The 19,090-nt window shown below is 65.8% G+C and carries 17 protein-coding genes; 11 read left to right on the top strand and 6 right to left on the bottom strand.

What is annotated here, in order from left to right; genetic code table 11:
* Window positions 1-81: 81 nt before the first annotated feature.
* The 4 genes from E2484_RS06025 to E2484_RS06010 all read left to right on the top strand — a co-directional run bounded on the left by E2484_RS06025 (window position 82) and on the right by E2484_RS06010 (window position 4,148).
* Window positions 82-783, top strand: a complete 702-nt coding sequence (locus E2484_RS06025; RefSeq protein WP_137284326.1) for a hypothetical protein — start codon at window positions 82-84, stop codon at window positions 781-783.
* Between the two features lie 608 nt (window positions 784-1,391).
* Window positions 1,392-2,675 carry an adenosylhomocysteinase gene (locus E2484_RS06020; protein ID WP_137284325.1) on the top strand — a complete coding sequence of 428 codons (1,284 nt, stop codon included), beginning with the start codon at window positions 1,392-1,394 and terminating at the stop codon, window positions 2,673-2,675.
* Window positions 2,676-2,764: 89 nt separating this feature from the next.
* The gene (locus E2484_RS06015) at window positions 2,765-3,727 is read left to right on the top strand and encodes an alpha/beta fold hydrolase (protein WP_137284324.1); all 963 of its coding nucleotides are present in this window, start codon (window positions 2,765-2,767) and stop codon (window positions 3,725-3,727) included.
* Between the two features lie 25 nt (window positions 3,728-3,752).
* Window positions 3,753-4,148: a RidA family protein gene (locus E2484_RS06010; protein ID WP_137284323.1), complete on the top strand. Its 396-nt coding sequence runs from the start codon at window positions 3,753-3,755 to the stop codon at window positions 4,146-4,148.
* Window positions 4,149-4,172: 24 nt separating this feature from the next.
* Here the strand turns inward: E2484_RS06010 and E2484_RS06005 are convergent, their stop codons facing one another.
* Window positions 4,173-4,997, bottom strand: coding sequence for a formate/nitrite transporter family protein (locus E2484_RS06005; RefSeq protein ID WP_321111952.1), 825 nt, complete (start codon window positions 4,995-4,997; stop codon window positions 4,173-4,175).
* Window positions 4,998-5,166: 169 nt separating this feature from the next.
* Between E2484_RS06005 and hjc the strand changes: the two genes are divergently transcribed.
* Window positions 5,167-5,658, top strand: coding sequence for a Holliday junction resolvase Hjc (gene hjc, locus E2484_RS06000; RefSeq protein WP_137284322.1), 492 nt, complete (start codon window positions 5,167-5,169; stop codon window positions 5,656-5,658).
* 153 nt (window positions 5,659-5,811) lie between these two features.
* Here the strand turns inward: hjc and E2484_RS05995 are convergent, their stop codons facing one another.
* Entirely contained in the window at window positions 5,812-6,498 is a 687-nt protein-coding gene (locus E2484_RS05995) for an SWIM zinc finger family protein (protein WP_137284321.1), read from the bottom strand.
* Between the two features lie 368 nt (window positions 6,499-6,866).
* On the opposite strand from E2484_RS05995, the gene E2484_RS05990 reads away from it, so the two are divergent.
* Complete coding sequence (locus tag E2484_RS05990) at window positions 6,867-7,070, top strand: DUF7472 family protein (RefSeq protein ID WP_137284320.1); 204 nt, start codon at window positions 6,867-6,869, stop codon at window positions 7,068-7,070.
* A gap of 329 nt (window positions 7,071-7,399) precedes the next feature.
* Here E2484_RS05990 and E2484_RS05985 read toward each other — a convergent pair whose 3' ends face one another.
* Entirely contained in the window at window positions 7,400-8,476 is a 1,077-nt protein-coding gene (locus tag E2484_RS05985; protein WP_137284319.1) for a DNA primase large subunit PriL, read from the bottom strand.
* Window positions 8,477-8,556: 80 nt separating this feature from the next.
* Between E2484_RS05985 and E2484_RS05980 the strand changes: the two genes are divergently transcribed.
* Complete coding sequence (locus E2484_RS05980) at window positions 8,557-8,880, top strand: nuclear transport factor 2 family protein (protein WP_137284318.1); 324 nt, start codon at window positions 8,557-8,559, stop codon at window positions 8,878-8,880.
* Between the two features lie 10 nt (window positions 8,881-8,890).
* Here E2484_RS05980 and E2484_RS05975 read toward each other — a convergent pair whose 3' ends face one another.
* Window positions 8,891-10,309 carry an FAD-dependent oxidoreductase gene (locus E2484_RS05975; RefSeq protein ID WP_137284317.1) on the bottom strand — a complete coding sequence of 473 codons (1,419 nt, stop codon included), beginning with the start codon at window positions 10,307-10,309 and terminating at the stop codon, window positions 8,891-8,893.
* A gap of 126 nt (window positions 10,310-10,435) precedes the next feature.
* Here E2484_RS05975 and E2484_RS24805 point away from each other — a divergent pair, with 126 nt between their 5' ends.
* Complete coding sequence (locus tag E2484_RS24805; RefSeq protein ID WP_170977253.1) at window positions 10,436-10,609, top strand: hypothetical protein; 174 nt, start codon at window positions 10,436-10,438, stop codon at window positions 10,607-10,609.
* Between the two features lie 27 nt (window positions 10,610-10,636).
* Here E2484_RS24805 and serS read toward each other — a convergent pair whose 3' ends face one another.
* A complete protein-coding gene (serS, locus tag E2484_RS05970; protein WP_137284316.1) occupies window positions 10,637-11,995 on the bottom strand; it encodes a serine--tRNA ligase in 1,359 nt (452 codons plus the stop codon).
* 168 nt (window positions 11,996-12,163) lie between these two features.
* Between serS and E2484_RS05965 the strand changes: the two genes are divergently transcribed.
* The 3 genes from E2484_RS05965 to E2484_RS05955 all read left to right on the top strand — a co-directional run bounded on the left by E2484_RS05965 (window position 12,164) and on the right by E2484_RS05955 (window position 16,788).
* On the top strand, window positions 12,164-13,075 hold the full coding sequence (locus tag E2484_RS05965) for an MBL fold metallo-hydrolase (protein ID WP_137284315.1): 912 nt from the start codon (window positions 12,164-12,166) through the stop codon (window positions 13,073-13,075).
* A 449-nt stretch (window positions 13,076-13,524) separates the two neighbouring features.
* On the top strand, window positions 13,525-14,739 hold the full coding sequence (locus tag E2484_RS05960; RefSeq protein ID WP_137284314.1) for a Gfo/Idh/MocA family protein: 1,215 nt from the start codon (window positions 13,525-13,527) through the stop codon (window positions 14,737-14,739).
* 63 nt (window positions 14,740-14,802) lie between these two features.
* Entirely contained in the window at window positions 14,803-16,788 is a 1,986-nt protein-coding gene (locus E2484_RS05955; RefSeq protein WP_137284313.1) for an AMP-dependent synthetase/ligase, read from the top strand.
* Here E2484_RS05955 and E2484_RS05950 read toward each other — a convergent pair.
* Window positions 16,761-18,998 carry an N-6 DNA methylase gene (locus E2484_RS05950; protein WP_137284312.1) on the bottom strand — a complete coding sequence of 746 codons (2,238 nt, stop codon included), beginning with the start codon at window positions 18,996-18,998 and terminating at the stop codon, window positions 16,761-16,763. The genes E2484_RS05955 and E2484_RS05950 overlap by 28 nt on opposite strands.
* Window positions 18,999-19,090: the final 92 nt, after the last annotated feature.

The following is a 19,090-nucleotide window of genomic DNA, read 5'->3' as shown; positions in this document are numbered from 1 at the left end:
TCGTTCCGCTCGGATGAACCACGAAAACGAATTGGACGACAGACGGGGTTTAATCTACCATTTCCCTTACGACCGAGTGCAATGACATCGAAGAACCGCACCCTTTCGGTCGTCCTCGTGGGAGTCCTGCTCCTGTCGAGCGTGGCGGCCGCGGGCATGGGAAGTGCAGCAGCCGAGACGACGGCGAACGAATCGCTCACGGTCGCGGTCGAACAAGCCGACGACCACAGTGCGACCGTGACGGTGACGCAGAACGACTCGACGGTCGAGAACGCAAGCGTGACCGTCGACACCACTGACGACAACGACACGTACGCGGGCGCTGGCGACTACGAGACCGACGAAAACGGGACGGTCTATCTGCCAGCACCCGAGGAGAACGTGACCGTCGCGGTCACTGCAGAGAAGGACAACGCGACCGGTGCGGCGACTGCCACGCTCACCGCGTCAGCGGAGGACGCCGAGGAAGGCTCGTTCGGTGACCTCGTGTCCTCGTTCGTCCACGAGATGCTGAACGCGGGCGACGACGGCGGCCCCATCGGACAGGCCGTCTCGGAGTTCGTGACCTCGAACAACCCGGGCAACGCCTCCGAGAAGAAACCCGACCACGCGGGCAAGCCCGCCGACGCGGGCAACTCCGGTAACGCCACCACGGAGAACGGAACCGACGAAGGTGGCTCGCAGGGTCCGCCCGAGCACGCTGGTAACGACGAGGAAGGCGACGACGAGGAAGGCGACGACGAGAAAGGCAACAGCAACAACGGTAACGGAAAGGGCCACTGAGCGGTTCCGCTGACGCCCTCGCTGGTCCGCCGCTGATTTCGCCGATTTCCGTCGGTCCTCGCCGATAGTTCGTCGGTCCTCCGATTCTCGTTCACCCTCCGCCGTCCCCGATCGACTCGCCGCTGTCGGCGAACTCCTCCGACTGTCGACCCGTCACGACCGTCGAACGCCGACACGTCTACACCACTACGACGGTCGGTTTCGGAAACGAATACAATTCTTAGGAAATCGTACGTAACTGTTGTAGAAATATACTTATTTCTCGGATGGACCTTCGAGGAAATTCGTCCGGGGAACCGTACCCGGACGTACTGATTCGCTCGCGCTCCAGAGACCACCGAAGTGCACGTGACCGTACCGCTAGCGCGCACTGGGGGTATCGGGGGGTGAAAGGTAACGACTGGAGAACAGGTTCGAAGAAGTGATGAGTGCGCCAGGGCCGGATACCTCGGAAGTGAAAAGGCACGGAGAGTGTCGAAGACACAGCGACGGAAGTGGGAACTCGGGGGACCTCCGACGGACTGCGAGTTCGCAGAGGATTCCGGAACGGCAAGTCTCGCGTGTCGCCCTTCGGTAGCGTTTTGGGCGCGGTTCCCCTTTGCTCGCGTATGGCAGACTATCCGACGATAAGCGAGCAGGTAGACGATCTCGAATCTGCTCGCACCGAGGGCCATCGGAAGATGGACTGGGCGCGCGAACACATGCCGATTCTGACCGCGGTCCAAGAGGAGTTCGAGACCGACCAGCCGCTCGACGGCCAGCGAATCGGGATGGCGATGCACGTCGAGGCCAAGACCGCCGTGCTGGTCGAGACCCTCGCCGAGGGCGGTGCAGAGGTCGCTATCACGGGCTGTAACCCCCTCTCGACTCACGACGACGTGAGCGCCGCGCTCGACGAACACCCCAATATCACCTCCTACGCCGAGCGCGAGGTCGACGACGAGGAGTACTACGCGGCCATCGAGGCGGTCATCGCCCACGAACCCACCCTGACGGTGGACGACGGGATGGACCTCGTCGCGGCCATCCACGAGGACTACCCCGAGCTCATCGACTCCATCGTCGGCGGGTGCGAGGAGACCACCACGGGCGTCCACCGACTTCGCGCGATGGACGCCGACGGCGAACTCAAGTACCCCGTCTTCGCCGTGAACGACACGCCGATGAAGCGCCTCTTCGACAACGTCCACGGCACGGGCGAGTCCTCGCTGGCCAACATCGCCATGACGACCAACCTCTCGTGGGCGGGCAAGAACGTCGTCGTCGCGGGCTACGGCGACTGCGGACGCGGCGTCGCCAAGAAGGCGTCCGGACAGAACGCGAACGTCGTCGTGACCGAGGTCGAACCCCGGCGCGCGCTCGAAGCCCACATGGAGGGCTACGACGTGATGCCGATGGGCGAGGCGGCCGAAATCGGCGACGTGTTCCTCACGACCACGGGTAACCGCGACGTGATTACCCGAGACCACTTCGAGAAGATGAACGACGGCGTCCTGCTCGCCAACGCGGGCCACTTCGACATCGAGATCAACCTCGACCAGCTTTCGGACCTCGCCGTGAACGAGCGCGAGGCCCGCGAGGGCGTCCGGGAGTACGAGATGGAGGACGGCCGCCGCCTCAACGTCCTCGCGGAGGGCCGCCTCGTCAACCTCGCCTCACCCATCGCGCTGGGCCACCCGGTCGAGGTTATGGACCAGAGCTTCGGCGTGCAGGCCGCCTCGGTCCGCGAACTGGTCGAGAACAGCGACCAGTACGACGCCGGAGTCCACGACGTGCCCGACGAGTTGGACCGCGAAATCGCCGAAATCAAACTCGACGCCGAAGGTGTCGAGTACGACGACCTGACCGACGAGCAGGCGGAGTACATGAGTAGCTGGCAGCACGGAACGTGAATCGCCTCGGGGTCAAGCCCCGGGGCATTCGCCTCGACTGCCTGTAAGCGGAACCAACTCTTTTCTCTCGAACGCTCGAACTTCGGGGTATGCCCCTCGACCACGCCGCCGACCCGAGCGAGACGGCGAAACCGTACCTCGACGCGCTCTCCGAAGTCTGCGACCACTACGAGGTCGAAGCCGAATCCGAGTACGTAGACCTCCCCGACCCCGCCAGCAGAGTTCACTACCTGACCGCGGGCGAAGGGCCGCCCCTGCTTCTCCTCCACGGACTCGGAGCTACCGCGACGGTGTGGGTTCCGATGTTCGACGCCTTGACCGACCACTTCACGGTCTACGCGCCCGACCGACCGGGCAGGGGTCTCTCGACCGCAGTGGACTACCGAGAGACGGGATTCCGGGAGTTCGGCGTCGAGTACGTAGCCGACTTCCTCGACGCGCTCGGTATCGAAGGGACCGCGGTGATGGGCAACTCCCTCGGCGGATTTCAGGCGCTCGCACTGGTCGTGGACCACCCCGAGCGCGTGGAGCGACTCTGTGCTATCGGCGCACCTGCCGGGCTCTCGCTCGACATTCCGCTGTTCTTCCGACTGTTCGACCTGCCCCTGGTCGGCGACTGGCTGTTCGACTACTTCGAGGCCGAGTCGGTAGCCGACGCCCGGCGGGCCTACCGCCAGATGAACGTCGTTGACGACTCGGCGCTCCCGGACTGCTACTTCCGGCCGGGCATCGTCGGCGAGGGTCTGCCCGGCCAGCGCGAGAGCCTCCGGTCGCTGATGGAGACCCTCGGGACGTTCCGCGGGATGAAGCCCCAGTTCGACCTGCGCGAGGAGGTTCGGGAGGTTGAGACGCCCACGCGGTTCGTCTGGGGCACCGAGGACTACTTCTGGCCGCCGTCGGTGGGTCGTCCGGTGGCCGGGGCGATGGCGAACGGCGACTTCGTGACCCTCTACGACCACGGACACATGCCGTGGCTCGAACCGGGCGACGAGGCGACCGAACCGGCCGTGGCGTTTCTGGCGGGCGAGGTCGGACCGAGTGGCGAACGTTAAGGCACCGTCGGCCGTCCGGCCTCGCATGGAGCGACAGCGCGTCTCCTCGGGCACCGAGTGGGAACCGAAGGTCGGCTACTCGCGGGCGGTCCGAACCGGGGACGAGGTCCACGTCTCCGGTACGACCGCGACCGACGACGGCGGAAACCTCGTCGGCGAGGGCGACCCGTACGAGCAGACGAAGCAGGCGCTCTCGAACGTCGCGGAGGCGCTGGACGCGGCGGGCGCGAGCGTCGAGGACGTCGTGCGGACCCGAATCTACGTCACCGACGTCGACCAGTGGGAGGCGGTCGGACGTGCCCACACGGAGGTGTTCGGCGACGTTCGACCCGCCACGAGCATGGTGCAGGTCGAGCGCCTGATCGACCCCGAGATGCTCGTAGAGATCGAAGCAGTGGCCAGGATCGGAGACGGCGAGTAAATGCCGAGGCGAAACAGAAGCGGATCACTCCTCGCCTCGAACGACGTGACCGTACTTCAGCAGGGCGACGAAGACAGAGCCACCGATGGCGTTGCCGACCGTGGCGAGCGCGAGAAACCCGGCGTACTGTGCGAGCGAGATGGTCGGCGAGACGAGCGTCCCGGCCAGCACCTCGACGTTACCCGCGATGGAGTGTGGCAGGTGCGCGAGACCGATGCTGGTCGTGACCAGCCAGACGACCACGATGCGCGAGATGCTCTCCCTGGCGGCCGTCAGTAGCCACGAGAGCAGACCCATCAGCCATCCGGCCACGACGCCACCCGCCAGCAGTATCCACGGACCGTGCTCCGTGAGATGCAACGCGATTTCGGTGAACGCCGAGGGATCGACGATGCCGTAGGCCGGAGCGAACCAGACCATAGCGACGGCGAAGACGCTTCCGCCGAGTACGTTTCCGCCGTAGACGAGCGCCCAGAGCCGAGCCAGTTCCCCGACGGTCGCCCGGCCGTCGAGGACCGGAAGCGTGGCGCGGGCCGTGTGTTCGGTGAACAGTTCCGACCGCCCCTCGATGACGAAGATGAATCCCACCGCGTAGGCGTTGGCGACGACGATTCGGGTCAGGGGGTCGCCCCACGAACCGCCGACGACGGTGAGCACCACCGCCATGAGCAGGGGACCGAAGCCGATGTCGAGTCCGGCCGAGATGCCCGAGAGGAACAGGCCGTCCGACGGGCGTTCGAGTTCCTCTAACCCCTCCTGAATCTCCTGGGCCAGGATCTCCTGCTTGGGCTTCTGGCCCTCCCCCGGCGCTTCGGTCCGGATTCGCCGGTCAAGTTCTTCCTTCGACACTATCGATAGCGTCGGCCTTTCCGATGAAAAGCGGTCTGGCCGCCCGATTACAGAGCGAAAGCTGACGACCCGACGAGTTCTACTTCCACCGCGCTTGCGGGGGACTTAACACGCCGAAGGAAACAGTACCAGATATGCCAGACGCGACGGATCTTTCGGGGGTGCCGTGATGTCCAACGCCAAGGGCGACAGGCGGGAGCGTGAACTCGTCAACCGACTCGACGAGGCCGGGTTCGCCGTCATGCGCGCGCCCGCCAGCGGCAGCGCAACTGAGCGCGAACTCCCGGACGTACTCGCGGGCGACGGCGACGTCTTCTACGCCATCGAAGCCAAGTCGAGTTCGGGCGACCCGATATATCTCACCGGCGAAGAGGTCGAAGCCCTCGTCTACTTCTCTCAGAACTTCGGCGCGAAACCCAAGATCGGCGTGCGGTTCGACCGCGAGGACTGGTACTTCTTCCACCCCGCGGACGTTCACGAGACCGACGGCGGCAACTACCGCGTCAAGAAGGAGGCCGCGCTCGAAGACGGCGACCCACTCGACGCACTCCGAGGAACCGACGAGGACGGCGACGACGACGGGCACGACATCAGGGACGTGCTCCAGGCGGTCGAGCAAGGCGTCTTGTCGCCCGACGAGGCGGCGGCGATGCTCGAATAGCGACTCCACGCGATTTTCGTAGTCACTGAAGTAGACGGAAAACGTCTGCTGGTACGACTGTTCGTCTCCCCTCACCGGCGGTGGTCCACACTGGGACACAACCGACGGAGGGCCGGACCGCCGCCGTCTCTCGTACCTACCCCTCGAAGGTAGCTACTCGGCCACCTCGAAGTCGGCGAGTTCCGACTGGTCGTCGTGGCCCGTTGCTTCTCCCCTGCGTGCGAGTCGTCCGCGAGGGAACGAGTAACGCCGCAGGTGGTGTGGCTTCAGGTCGTCGGAGCCGAGACCCGCTGGTACCGGGTACATCGCCTCGACGACCACGTCGTCGGGTCGGTACTGCTCGTTGTTCGGATACGCCGCGACCGTGTAGTCCCGGTCGGTGATTTCCACTTCGTCGGCCCGGCGACCGGTCGTCCGGACCACGACGAGCAGGTCGCCCGTCTCGCGGTCCACCACGGCCTCGCCGGGGTCGAGTTCGCACTCCTCGCAGAAGTGCGGTCCCTCGGCGGTCTCGTCCACGAAGGTCTCCTCGCCGCAGTTCCGGCACGCCACGGCTCGTTTGCCGGGCGGCGGGACGAGACCCTCGTTGACCTCCATGGCGACCCGTCGGATGTGCTTACATCGGACGCCGCGGAAGTTGTGGTCCGGGCAGGTACAGCGCCCGCCGGGGAGGTCCACGGAGTAGGCGTTGCCGCTCTGCCCCTCGACTTCGTAGACGCCGCCACCGAGCGGCGTGACTGCCATCCGCTCCATGCGAGCGCGCTGTGACCGGGCGTCGGTCACGCGGCCCGCAGGAGGGAGCGATGCGCGCGTTCGTTCGGAAGCTGTTGTGTTTCCCATAGGCTTCCCACCTCTTGTGCGGTGACCGGCAGTGTACAGCGTCGGCGTCTCCACCCCAATCGTCGCGCCTGCGGTCGGTTCCGCGTACAGATAGATAGGGGCTGGACACTCCTAAGTCTTGCACCTGTCAGTGAGGCTATAGTCAGTTCTAGTGGCGTTAATGGCCGAATAACAGCTAAATCCGCCCCCCGTCGTTTCGAATTAAATCGGCGTCCGCGAGCGGTCAGTCCGACTCCGTTTCGCAGCGAACCGGAGGGTCGCGCACCGGCGGTCGTACACACCGACGAACTGCTCGCGCTCTCGCGGCCGCGGGAACGGTCGTAGGTCGTTCCGAAGCCCTTTTGCCGGTACCCTCGGAAGCCCTCGGCATGGAAATCGACCAAGAGACGCGCCGAGAGATACTCGTCGGCGTGGGGTCTGTCGGCCTATTCATCGCGCTCCTGATGTGGGTGGGCGCGAACTACGGTAACGGCAGTCTCACGCAGACGGGTGCGCTAGCCGCGGTGGGCGTCATCGTCGTCTTCGTGCTGGTGATGACTGGCGTCGGCTACTGGATGGCACAGCAGTACTGAAACCGGGTTCTCGTGGATCGGTTCTCGTCTGGGAAGCTAATCGTCTCGGTTTTCCGAACGTGTTCGGGGTCCTTCTTACTCGACGAGGATGGAGGAGAGCGTGGCTAACTACTCCGTGACCCTACGAAGAATGCACGGCCCCGCTCGCAACCGCCCCGGTCCGCGAGAGCCTCGAATCTCCCCTCCTCCTGGGCTTCTCGCTTCGCTCGCGCGAACCTCGCGCGAGTTGGCGCAGTGCACCCGTGTGCCGTGCCAGCGCGCGTCGAGGTTTCTATTTGTTGTTTATAGATATGATTTGATTGCTGAAAGACGTACGTTCCTGGAATCCGCTACTCCCCGGCGCGTCCCGCTTCGGCCAGCGCGTCCTCGTAGTAGGCCAGCGGGTGGGAAATCGAGTCACAGCGGGCGTCGGTCGTCGGGTCCTCGTCGTCGGCGACCGGGCACTCGCCGTAGGCCTGCATCGTCTCGCAGGAGGGCGGCGCGTACTGCGCGCCCGACTCGTCGCCGACGCGCTTGGCCCGGTAGTGGACCGACTTCGCGGTGGTGTCGCTATCTACGCCGCAGAGCGCGAGCAGTTCGTCGGTGTCGGCGTTGGCGCTCGCCAGGAACGAAACGAGCGCGAACTCGGCGTGGTCCGCGAGACTCTCGCCCGCCTGCGCTCGCTCCATCAGCGACTCGACGCACGGCGGGAAGCAGTCGGGCGCGAGCACGTCGATGTCCTGCGAGAAATCGACGTCGGAGAAGGTGTCCTCCAGTTCGGCCACCTCGTCGGTCAGGCCCTCCCGAATCTCGTCCGGGACGCGAGTCGGCAGGCCCGCGGCGACTCGCTGGCGGACCGCCTCCCGGAGGAGTTCGTGGAGTTCCGCCGCCGAGATTTTGACCGTCCCGCCGGCCAACTGTCGGGTGGCGAGCGTCCACGACTCGCCGTCGAGATTCGAGGACAGCGGGAGATACCGGCCGACGTCGATTCGGTAGCCGTCCCGGAGTTCCTCGACGTCGCTCGCGAGGTCGAACTCCGCGAGGAGCGCGTCGAGCGAGATGGCCTTGGCGCTCGTACTCTTCAGGCCGTCGTCGGGGTTCCGGAAGTCGTCGGTGAACCGGTCGTAGGCCGTGTTGGCCTCCGCACTGGCGTACTTCTCGACCGCGCCGGGCGCGTCCACGAGCGACACGAGCACGCGCGCGACCGGGTACGAGAGCAGTTCTGCGCGCGCGTCCCACCGCCGTCCGGTCTCCGGGTCGGGTCTGACGGTCCCGTCGATGAGCGCCCGGCGCACCCGCTCGACGCCGCGCTCGACCGCGGGGTGGCGCCCGTCGCCCGTGACGATGGCCACGAGACCGATGTCGGCCTCTCTGACGCTCTCGCGGGCCGCCGCGAGAAACGGGTACCGGGCGTGAAGCGGGTCCATGTTCGCCTCATTTCGGGCAACCCCGATAAACGCGACGAAGATGGACGGGGTTGATACGCCCCGCGGCCCTCTCCCCGTTCATGAGCGAGGAGACCGCCCGTGCCTACTACGAGGCCATCGACGCGGGCGACTACGATGCGTTCGCCGACCTGCTCGCGCCGGGAACCGTCCACCGCCGACCCGACCGGACCATCGAGGGCAGGGAGACCCTGGTCGAGTTCATGCAGGAGGGTCGGCCGAACAAGAACACGTCCCACGAGACGAAGCGAATCTACGACGGAGGCGAGGGCGTGGCCGTCGAAGGGCGTCTGCTCGACTCCGACGAAGAACCGATGTTCGAGTTCGTGGACACCTTCTCGTTCGAGGGCGAGCGAATCGCCGAGATTCGGACCTACACCCGGTAGTCTCGCCGACCTACTCCAGTTTTCCGGACAGCACCTTCGCCGCGGTCAGTACGGGGTCCCACGTCGGACCGAACGGCGGCGCGTACGAGAGGTCGAGGTTCTGAACCTCCTCGACGGTCATTCCGGCGTGGAGCGCAGTCGCCACGGTGTCGATACGCTTGGCGACGCCCTCCTCGCCCACCATCGCCGCGCCGAGCAGGCGACCCGTCTCCCGGTCGCCCACCATCTCGACGGTGATGGGCTCGCCGCCGGGGTAGTAGTGAGCGCGCGACCCGGCGGTGACGACCTGCGATACGGGGTCGAATCCCGCCTCCTCGGCCACCTCGGGGTCGGTGACGCCCGTCCGGGCGACTTCGAGGTCGAACACCTTCACGACCGCCGTGCCGACGATGCCGCCGACCTCCGTGGGGTCGCCCGCCACCGTCGCTCCGATCGCTCGCCCGGCCCGGTTCGCGGTCAGCGCCAGCGGAACGTAGTCCGGAGCGTCGGTCACGACGTTGTGGGCCTCGGCGCAGTCGCCCGCGGCGTAGACGTGCGGGTCGTCGGTCCGGCCGTACTCGTCGGTGGCAATCGCGCCGGTCTCGCCCAGTTCGATGCCAGCAGACTCGGCGAGTTCGGCGTTCGGTGCGACCCCCGTGGCGACCAGCACCGAATCGACGGAGTAGCGGTCGTCCTCGGTCTCGATGGCGGCGACTCGGCCCTGCTCGCCCGATATCTCCTCGACCAGCGTGTCGAGGTGGAGCGAGACGCCCTGCTCGCGGAGGTGGTCCTCGACCGTCTCCGCGATGGAGTCGCCGAAGGGTGCGAGGACGTGCGGGAGCATCTCGAACACCGACACGTCGAGACCCCGAGCGTCGAACGCCTCGGCCATCTCCAACCCGATGTAGCCGCCGCCGATGATACCGACCGATTCGGGTCTCTCGGCCGCGTCACCCGCGACGATATCTCGGACCTCCCTCGCGCGCTCCATCGAGTGAAACGTGAAGACGCCGTCGAGGTCCATCCCGTCGATAGGGGGTCGAATCGCTCGCGCACCGGTCGCCACGAGCAGGTCGTCGTACGCCTGCTCGTAGGTCCCGTCGTCGTTCGCTCGAGGGTCGTTCCTCCCCGCTCGCGGTTCCGAGGCACGGTTCGCCTCGCTTCTTTCCACGGTCACGGTCTTCGCCTCCCGGTCGATACCGACTACCTCGCTGTGGGTCCGGAGGTCGATGTTTCGTTCCTCGCGGAACTCCTCCGGCGTGATAGCCACGAGGTCTTCCAGTTCCGCGATTTCCCCCTTGACGTAGTACGGCATCCCGCACGCGCCGTAGGACACCCACTCGCCCTTCTCGAAGACGATTACGTCGAGGTCCGGATTCTCGCGCTTGGCCTTGCTCGCCGCGCTCATCCCGGCCGCGTCGCCACCGATGACTACGAACGTTTCTCCCATGCGTGAGCGTACGCGCTCGAAACATAAAATAGAATTGTACGTCTCTTACAATATAGGGGCTCGATTCCGGCACCACTCCTCGGCCAACAAGACTTATTGTGCTGTTCTGCCACTTGTACACGTACGATGGGCCTCTTCAGAGACCTCGGGCAGAAAGTCGAGGAGTTCAAGCAAGCCTCGGAGGCCGTGGCGTCCGAGGAGGCGACCCACGAGTGTCGGAACTGCGGCGAGCGATTCTTCTCCGACCGCGAGGAGTGTTCCGAATGTGGCAGTTCCGACGTCGTCTCGCTGACCGAGTGAGGTCGGTCTCCGGACGGTCGCGGAGGACTACTCCTTCTCGCCCGCGCCGAGGGCACTCTCACCGACCGGTTCGTGGCCTTCGATGACCTCCTTGCCGCCAATGTAGGGCCGGAGGGGTTCGGGGACCGTCACGGTGCCATCGTCGTTCTGGTAGTATTCGAGGATGGCGACCATCACGCGCGGCAGGGCGAGACCCGACGCGTTGAGCGTGTGGAGGTACTCGGTCGACTCGTGGCGCTCAGGTCGGTAGCGCAGGCCAGCGCGCCGGGCCTGAAAGTCCTCGAAGTTCGAGGCGGTCGAGACTTCCAGCCAGCGGCCGCCCTGCTCGGGACCGTCCTCCATGTCGTCGCCGGGGGCCCAGACTTCGAGGTCGATCTGCTTGGCGGCCTTGAACCCGAGGTCGCCGGTACAGAGTTCGAGGACGCGGTAGGGGAGGTCGAGGCGTCGGAGGACCTCTTCGGCCTCGTCAAGCAGTTCGTGGAGTCGGTCGTAGCTCCCTTCGGGTTCCACGAAGTTGACCATCTCGACCTTGTTGAACTGGTGGACGCGGACGATGCCGCGGGTCTCGGTTCCGTGTTCGCCCGCCTCGCGCCGGAAGTTCGGCGTGTAAGCCTGGTGCTTCAGCGGGAGGTCGTCCTTCAGGAGGATGTCGTCGGCGTACATGTTCGTCACCGGAACCTCCGCGGTCGGACAGAGCCAGAGGTCCTCGTCTTCGAGTTTGTAGGCGTCGTCGGCGAACTTCGGAAGTTGGCCCGTCCCGGTCATCGACTCGCTGTCGATGGGGATGGGGGGGAACACGTCCTGATACCCCTGCTCGCGATGGATGTCCATCATGAACTGCATCAGGGCGTGTTCGAGTTGACACCCCTCGCCTTTCAGGAAGTAGTAACCGCTCCCGGTGGTCTTGGCGGCCCGAGCCTCGTCGATGATGTCCAACTCCTCGCCGAGGTCGTAGTGGGGCGTCACCTCGTCGGGCAGGTCTCGCAGGTCGTCGAAGCCCTCGCGGCGGGTCTCGACGTTGTCGTCCTCGTCGTCGCCCTCGGGGACGCTCTCGTGGGGCACCTGCGGGACGCGCAGAAGCACGTCTTCGAGTTCCTCTTCCAACTCGGCCGCGCGCTCTTCGACCTCCTCGATTTCGGTCTTGAGTTCCTGCGAGCGCTCGATGGCCTCTTCAGCCTCGTCGTGCTCTCCGGCCTGCTTGAGTTCGCCGATTTCGTCGCTGACCTGGTTGCGCTCGTGGCGCAGGTCGTCGCCGCGGGCCTTCAGGTCGCGCCACTCCTCGTCCATCTCCAGTATCGCGTCGAGGTCCACGTCGTCGGCCCTTCGCTTGCGAAGCGCCTCGCGGACCTCGTCGGGGTTGTCCCGAATGTAGTTCCGGTCTAGCATTCCTACTCCCCAAATTCTGCTCCCGGCAAAAAACCGTATCGTTCGTGGGGCAGGGGTTGACAGGGGCCGGTTCGGAACTCGTCGCGTCTCCCCCAGTCTCACGAACGTTTCACGACTAAATTTCCGCGGGCGAACACCTTTTACCCCGCCACGACCCACTTCCCAACCATGACACGAGGAGACCTCCGGGAGGTCACGACCGGCGACTGCTCGGACCTCTACTACCTCGACACCGGGATGTACGACACCGACGAGTACGGCGCGGTCTACATCTACGACGCCGCTCGGCCCGCCATCGTGGACACGGGCATCGGCACCCATCACGAACTCGTTCTCGACGCGCTGGACGAGTTGGACATCGCCCGCGAGGACGTGGCGGTCATCGCGCCGACCCACGTCCACCTCGACCACGCGGGCGGCGCGGGCTACCTCGCGGAGGCATGCCCGAACGCAGAGGTGATGATTCACGAAATCGGCGCGCGCCACCTCGTGGACCCCTCCCGACTCGTGGCCGGAACGAAGGCGGCGGTCGGCGACCAGTGGGAGTTCTACGTCGAACCGAAACCCGTCCCCGAGGACCGCGTGGTCGAACTCAACGGCGGTGACACCATCGAGCTCGGCGACCACCACCTCGACGTGTACCACGCGCCGGGCCACGCACCCCATCAGGTCGTCTTCCACGACCGGGGCGACGACGCCGTGTTCACCGCCGACGCGGCGGGCATCTGGGTCCCCTCGAAGGGCGAGATTCGGGAGTCTTCGCCGCCGTCGAACTTCGACCTCGAACAGTGTCTTGCGGACCTCGAGACCATCCGGGACCTGAACCCCGAGGCGCTGCTCTACCCGCACTTCGGCCCGCGAGAGTACGAGACCGGCGTCATGGACGAGTACGCCGACGTCCTCCGCGAGTGGGTCGCAGAGGTCGAACAGAAGTACGAGGAACTGGGCGACGCCGAGGCCGTCGAGGACTACTTCGCCGAACACACCGAGATGGCCGACGTGTGGGGCGAACGGAAGGCAAGCGAGGAAGCGCGACTCAACGTCCGCGGCGTCGTGACGTATCTAGACGAACGCGAATAGTGACTAAATATACGTCTTAAGTAGGTATTCATTTCTAAAAGAAGCAAGAATGTTTCTTGCAGGTCGGTGGCTGGTTTCTCAGCTTTCGTCTACGAGACGCGGTGAACGTCACGACCAGTCCGAACAGTAACGAATGAAGCTATCGCCGAAACTCCCTCGAAAGCTGAGGCGAAGCTAGCTACAGGCTTGAGCCAATCAGACCCGCACAGCACCGCCCCGCACCGCAACCGCGGACCTCACGCCTCCCCAGCCTCCTCGCTCACTTCGTTCGCTCGTCCCTCGCGCGCATGGGCGCGACCCAAATCGCGGGCCGCGCCAGCGCGCGCCGGGATGGAAGTGACCAGAAGAGCGCACGCCAGGGAGACTGGTCAGCCAGTGCGTATCGCCGCCACGGGTTCAGATAACCGTCAGCGGTTTACGTCCTCATGTCGTGCGATGTGCTGATTCTGATGGGAGCGAAACTCACCGAACCAGTTCGTGTAGGCATCGTCGGCGCGGGCAACCGCGGCCGGAACCACGCCGCGCGCTACGACCGGATTCCCGGCGCGGAGGTCGCCGCAGTCGCCGACATAGACGAACCGAAGGCCGAAGCCCTCGCCGACGACTACGGGGCCGAGAGCTACGCCAGCCACCGCGAGATGCTCGGCGCGGCCGACCTCGACGCCACGAACGTCTGCATCCACGCGACCCTCCACGCCGAGGTAACGGTGGACGCGCTGGAGGCCGGGACGCACGTCTTCTGCGAGAAGCCGATGGCCGGGAGCTATGCCGACGCTCGCCGGATGGCCGACGCCGCCGACCGGACCGGCAATCGCCTCGCAGTCCAGAACCAGTTGCTCTACACCGTCGAGACGCGGGCCGCCAGGGCGCTGGCCGACGCGGGCGAACTCGGCGACGTGTACCACGGCATCGCGGCCCGGTCGTCGGGATTCGCCTTCGACGCCAGCGACGACCCAGAGGAGGTCCCGCTGGGAGCGCGCCGTCGGGGGACGCCCTACGTCGACGGCTACGGTTCCCCGCCCTTCGTCCGAGAGGAGACGGCGGGCGGCGGGGTCGTCCTCGACCTCGGAAGCTACACTGTGGGCCAACTCCTCTACCTGATGGGGTCGCCCGACGACGGTCTGCCCACGGTCGAGCGCGTGCGCGGCGAGACGTTCCGGACCGTGCCCGAGCGAGTCTCCGACGGCTCCGAGTACGCCCGGCGCATCGAGGAGAGCGGCTACGACGTGGAGGACGTGAGCGCGGCCTTCGTCACCTTCGAGGACGGGTCGGTCCTGTCGATCCGGACGAGTTGGTCGCGCTACGCCGAGGGCGAGTCGAGCGCCGTGGTCGGTACCGAGGGCGGCGTCCGCCTCGACCCCTTCGAGTACTTCTCGACGGTCGCCGACGTGGAGATGCGGGCCAGCGCCGACCTCGAAGAGTACCTGTTCCGCCAGCAGTTGCTCGACGGAGAGCGCGGCCGACGGGCCTACGAGTTCGGACTCTGGGCCGACCCGCTCTACCAGTGGGTCGACTCGCTGCTCGGCAACGACGACCCCCTGCCGACCGACGAGTTGGCACTGGAGTCGATGGTGGTCACGGACGGCATCTATCGGTCGGCCGAGGCGGGCCGAGAGGTCACCCGCGAGGAAGTGATAGAACGAGCGTCCGAAGAGACCGAGTAAACCCTGATGAACGGCCGGGAAGTTCGGGAGTAGCTTAATGTCCCGGGGTTCTGATACAATGGTATGGAGTGGCGTGACGCAGAACGGGACTACGAGGACAGGGTCATCGGGGAGTCCACGCTGTCCCGGTTGTTCGAAGAGAGCGCGGCCCGACACGAGAACCGTCCGGCACAGCAGTACAAAGGGGGCATCTACGACCGGTCGCTCGCCGGTAGTGCGTTTCCGGCGGCGACCGACGGCGAGTTTCGGCCCCTCTCGTACGCCGGGATGCGCGACGTCGTCCGGTCGCTCGCGGCGGGCTTTCGGGAGTTAGGCGTCGAAGCCGACGACCGCGTGGGTATCTTCGCCGACACCCGGATGGAGTGGGCACAGACCGACTTCGGCCTGCTGGCGGCGGGTGCGGTCGTGACCACGGTGTACCGCGGGTCGTCGCCGAACCAAGTGGAGTACCTGCTCGGCGACCCGGACGCCGACGGCGTGGTCGTGGAGAACGCCGAACTGCTCGACCGCGTGCTGGCGGTCCAGGACTCGCTCGACCTCGAGTTCGCGGTCGTGATGGACGAACTCGGCGACGAGGCCGAGCGCGTGACCGACGCGGCCGATTTCGAGGTTCTGACGCTCGGCGACCTCTACGAGCGCGGACGCGAGGCGTTCGACCGCGACGAGTACGAGTCGTGGCTCGACGCCCGCGACCCCGAGGACCTCGCCACGCTCATCTACACCTCCGGAACCACGGGCCAACCGAAGGGCGTGAAACTGACCCACTGGAACTTCCGGTCGAACGTCAACCAGTGCTATCGCCGGTTCGGTCCTCGGCCCGACAAGGGCGACCTGCCGGGCATCGACGAGAACTCCCGGACCGTCTCATTCCTGCCCCTCGCGCACGTCCTGGAGAGACTGGCGGGTCACTTCCTGATGTTCGCCGCGGGAGCGACCGTGGCCTACGCCGAGGACCCCGAGACCCTCCAGGAGGACTTCCAGCAGGTCGAACCAACCACCGGCACCAGCGTCCCGCGGGTGTACGAACGCATGTACGACGCCATCCGCGAGCAGGCCGAGTCCTCGCCGGTCTCCGAGCGCCTGTTCGGTTGGGCGACCGACGTTGGTCGAGAGTACTTCGAGACCGAGCGTCCGGGACCCGTCCTCCGGGCCAAGCGCGCGGTCGCCGACAAACTCGTCTTCCGGAAAGTCCGGAACGGACTCGGCGGCAACGTCGACTTCCTCATCAGCGGCGGCGGCAGTCTCTCGCCCGACCTCTGTTCGCTCTATCACGGCATGGGCCTGCCGATTCTGGAGGGGTACGGCCTGACCGAGACCTCGCCCGTCGTCGCGGTGAACCCGCCGGAAGACCCGAAAGTCGGCACCGTCGGCCCGCCGGTCGTGGACGCGGACGTGAAGGTGGACCAGTCGGCGGTCTCGCAGGAGGCGTTCGACGACGCCGAGGGCGAAGTCGGCGAACTCCTCGTGAAGGGACCGAACGTGACCGAGGGCTACTGGGAGATGCCAAAGGCCACGGAGCGCGCCTTCACGGAAGACGAGTCGTCGGAGCGATGGTTCCGAACCGGCGACATCGTGGAGCTTCGACCCGACGACTACATCGAGTTCCGCGAGCGCGCCAAGGAACTGCTGGTGCTCTCGACCGGCAAGAACGTCGCGCCGGGTCCCATCGAGGACGCCTTCGCTGCGAGCGACGTGGTCGAACAGGTCATGGTGGTCGGCGACGGCCACAAGTTCGTCTCCGCGCTCGTGGTCCCGAACTTCGAGACGGTCCGCCAGCGGGCCGAAAGCGAGGGCATCGACCTGCCCGACGACGACCGGGACCTCCCCCGGGACGACCGAGTCCAGGCGTGGATGGAGGAGGAGGTCGAGCGAATCAACGAGCAGTTCGAGTCTCACGAACAGATCAAGCAGTTCCGCGTGGTCGGCGAGGAGTTCACCGAGGACAACGACCTGCTGACGCCGACGATGAAGAAGAAGCGCCGCAACATCCTGGACCGCTTCGCCGACGAGATAGACGAGATCTACGAGCGCGAGTACGAGACGGCCTGACGGCGGTCCGAAGATGACCCGTCGGACACTATCTCCTCGACGAGGCGGTCGATTTCGGCCTGCACGGGTTCTAGCTCCGGTATCGTCCGCTCGTTGTAGGCGCGCTTGGACGTGTCGGTGTACTCGGGGACGATTTCGTGGGCCTGCATCGAGAGGTCGGCGAGTCGCTGGTGGCGTTCGGTCTCCCGGTACTCAGGGAGTTCCAGTTTCGAGACGACCGTCTTCGAGAGGCTGGCTTTCCCCTCGGACGCGACGTTCTTCAGCGACCGCTGGTAGACGGCCGAGTTGAGCAGGGCACAGAGGAAGTGGGCCTCTCGCTCGCTGTCGGCCGCGACGAACATGTAGTGGTCGCCCGGCACGACCAGTTTCTCGCCGAGGTCGTCGTCATCGACGGTCGAGACGACCGCGAAGTGGGGTTTGAACCCGAGCCGGCACCACACCACCTTGTACTCGCTCCAGGTGTAATCGCCCAGTCCGAACACGTTGTAGAACGGTCCCTTCTGGAGCCACGACGACGAACGGTCTTCGAGCGTCTCTCGGTGACTCCGGAGGTACTCGTACGTCTTCGGGTACCCACTCTCCAGTTCCGCTTCGTTGTCCTCGTTGGCCTTTCGGAGCGGGACCAGTCGGAGTTCGTGACCGAACAGGCCGTACTTCACGACGTGTCTCGATTTGACGTACGGGTAGACGAACTCGGGTTCGAGGTCGGCCAACTCCTCGCGGCGTATCGAGAACACGTCCTGGGCGTCGTCCTTGACGCCGTGGCGGATGTCGTGGTCGCACTCGCCGAGCGCGGCGCGTTCGGCGTCCTCCCGTACCCACGCCGACGTGGCGTCCTCGTCGTCCACCGGAACGATGCCGGTCCGCGCGGCGGTGAGCGTCTCCCGAATCGCGTCCGCAGTGGCGAAGTCGGCCGGTCGGTCGACTGCCCCGTCCTCGGTCCACGAGGTGGCGTCGACGGGAAACGAGTGGTCGGCGTCGGCCCGGAGCGCGTAGATTGCCGCGTTCGCGCCGACCTGCTCGCCGAAGGGCCGGAGCCGATTGAAGTCGTGAACGCGGTCGAGCGCCAGCGGTCGGTCGTCCACGGTCAGGGTCCGGAGGAGCTTCCCCGCCGGTCCCTTCATGATGTCGCGCTTCATGACGAAGCTCGCGCCGCCGCCTTCGGTCAGGTACCGGTGGATACAGACCCAGACGTAGGGAATCGACACGTCGTCGTTGGCGTAACCCAACCGCGAGTCGGCCCCGTCGTGGGGAAGCAGGTCGAGGTCGTCGGCGTAGGTCTCGCGCCACCGAGCCTTCACGTCCTCCGAGAGCCGGCCCCACGGAATCCACGGCGGATTTCCGACGAGGTAGTCGGCGGACGGTTCGAAGGTCTCGCCCGCGAACGAGACGGCGTCGTCGTGGCTCAGACCGAGCGCGTCGGTGAGGAAGACGGGGAGTTCGATGCGGTCCACGTCGGCGTCTTCGAGGACGGGCAGCAGCGAGAGCAGGTAGTTCAGCTTCGTACTCTTGACTGCGACCGGGTTCAGGTCGATGCCGACGACCGAGGAGGTGACGTTCTCCACGATTTCGTCCGGGGAGTGGGTGTCGTCCATCGCCGCAATCTTCCGGGCGATGCAGACGGAGTTGAACACGCCCGAGCCACACCCCGGGTCGAGAAACGTGGCGGTCTCGAAGTCGTCGACGGCGAGGGCGTCGACCGCGAGTTCGGCGACCCCGCGGGGGGTGTAGTACTCGCCCAGTTCGAGCCGAATTTCGCGGGAGACGACGCTCTCGTAGAGGGTGCGCAGGAAACCGGTATCGGCGGTTCGGAGGTCGTCCTTCGTGAGGCGGTCGGGTATCGCGTCGGTGAGACCTCCCGCGTCGGCCACGCGGCGATGCAACTCCCGAAAGTTGAACGACAGCGCGTCGGTGTTCGCGCTGGGTTCCGGGTTGGCCAGCGCGAAGTCGAACTCTTGTTCGGCGAACGCGACGATTCGGTCCACGACGAAATCGTAGTAGAGGGCGTCCACGAACAGTCGGTCTCTCGGGTTCTCGACGCCCACGTCGGCGAACACGTCGCCGTGGCTCGTCTCGAAGAAGGCCTCCCACTCTCTCCGGGCGGTTCGAAACCGCTCGTCGGTCGCCAGCAGGTCGCAGGCGGTCTCGCTGAAATCCCTGTACGACGCGCTCTCGCGGCCCCAACGCTCGAAGGTCCCACCGTCGTTCATCCGTGATTGCTACGGTGGTTCGGTTCGGTTATTTAAATATTGGTTCGGCTCGCGCGGTTCGCGTATCGGTCCGGCACCCTCACGCAAATTTA

This window comes from Halorussus salinisoli, assembly GCA_005239435.1.
Taxonomy (GTDB): domain Archaea; phylum Halobacteriota; class Halobacteria; order Halobacteriales; family Haladaptataceae; genus Halorussus; species Halorussus salinisoli.
Note: the sequence above shows the minus strand (reverse complement) of the source record. Positions and strands in the feature narration are given on the sequence as shown.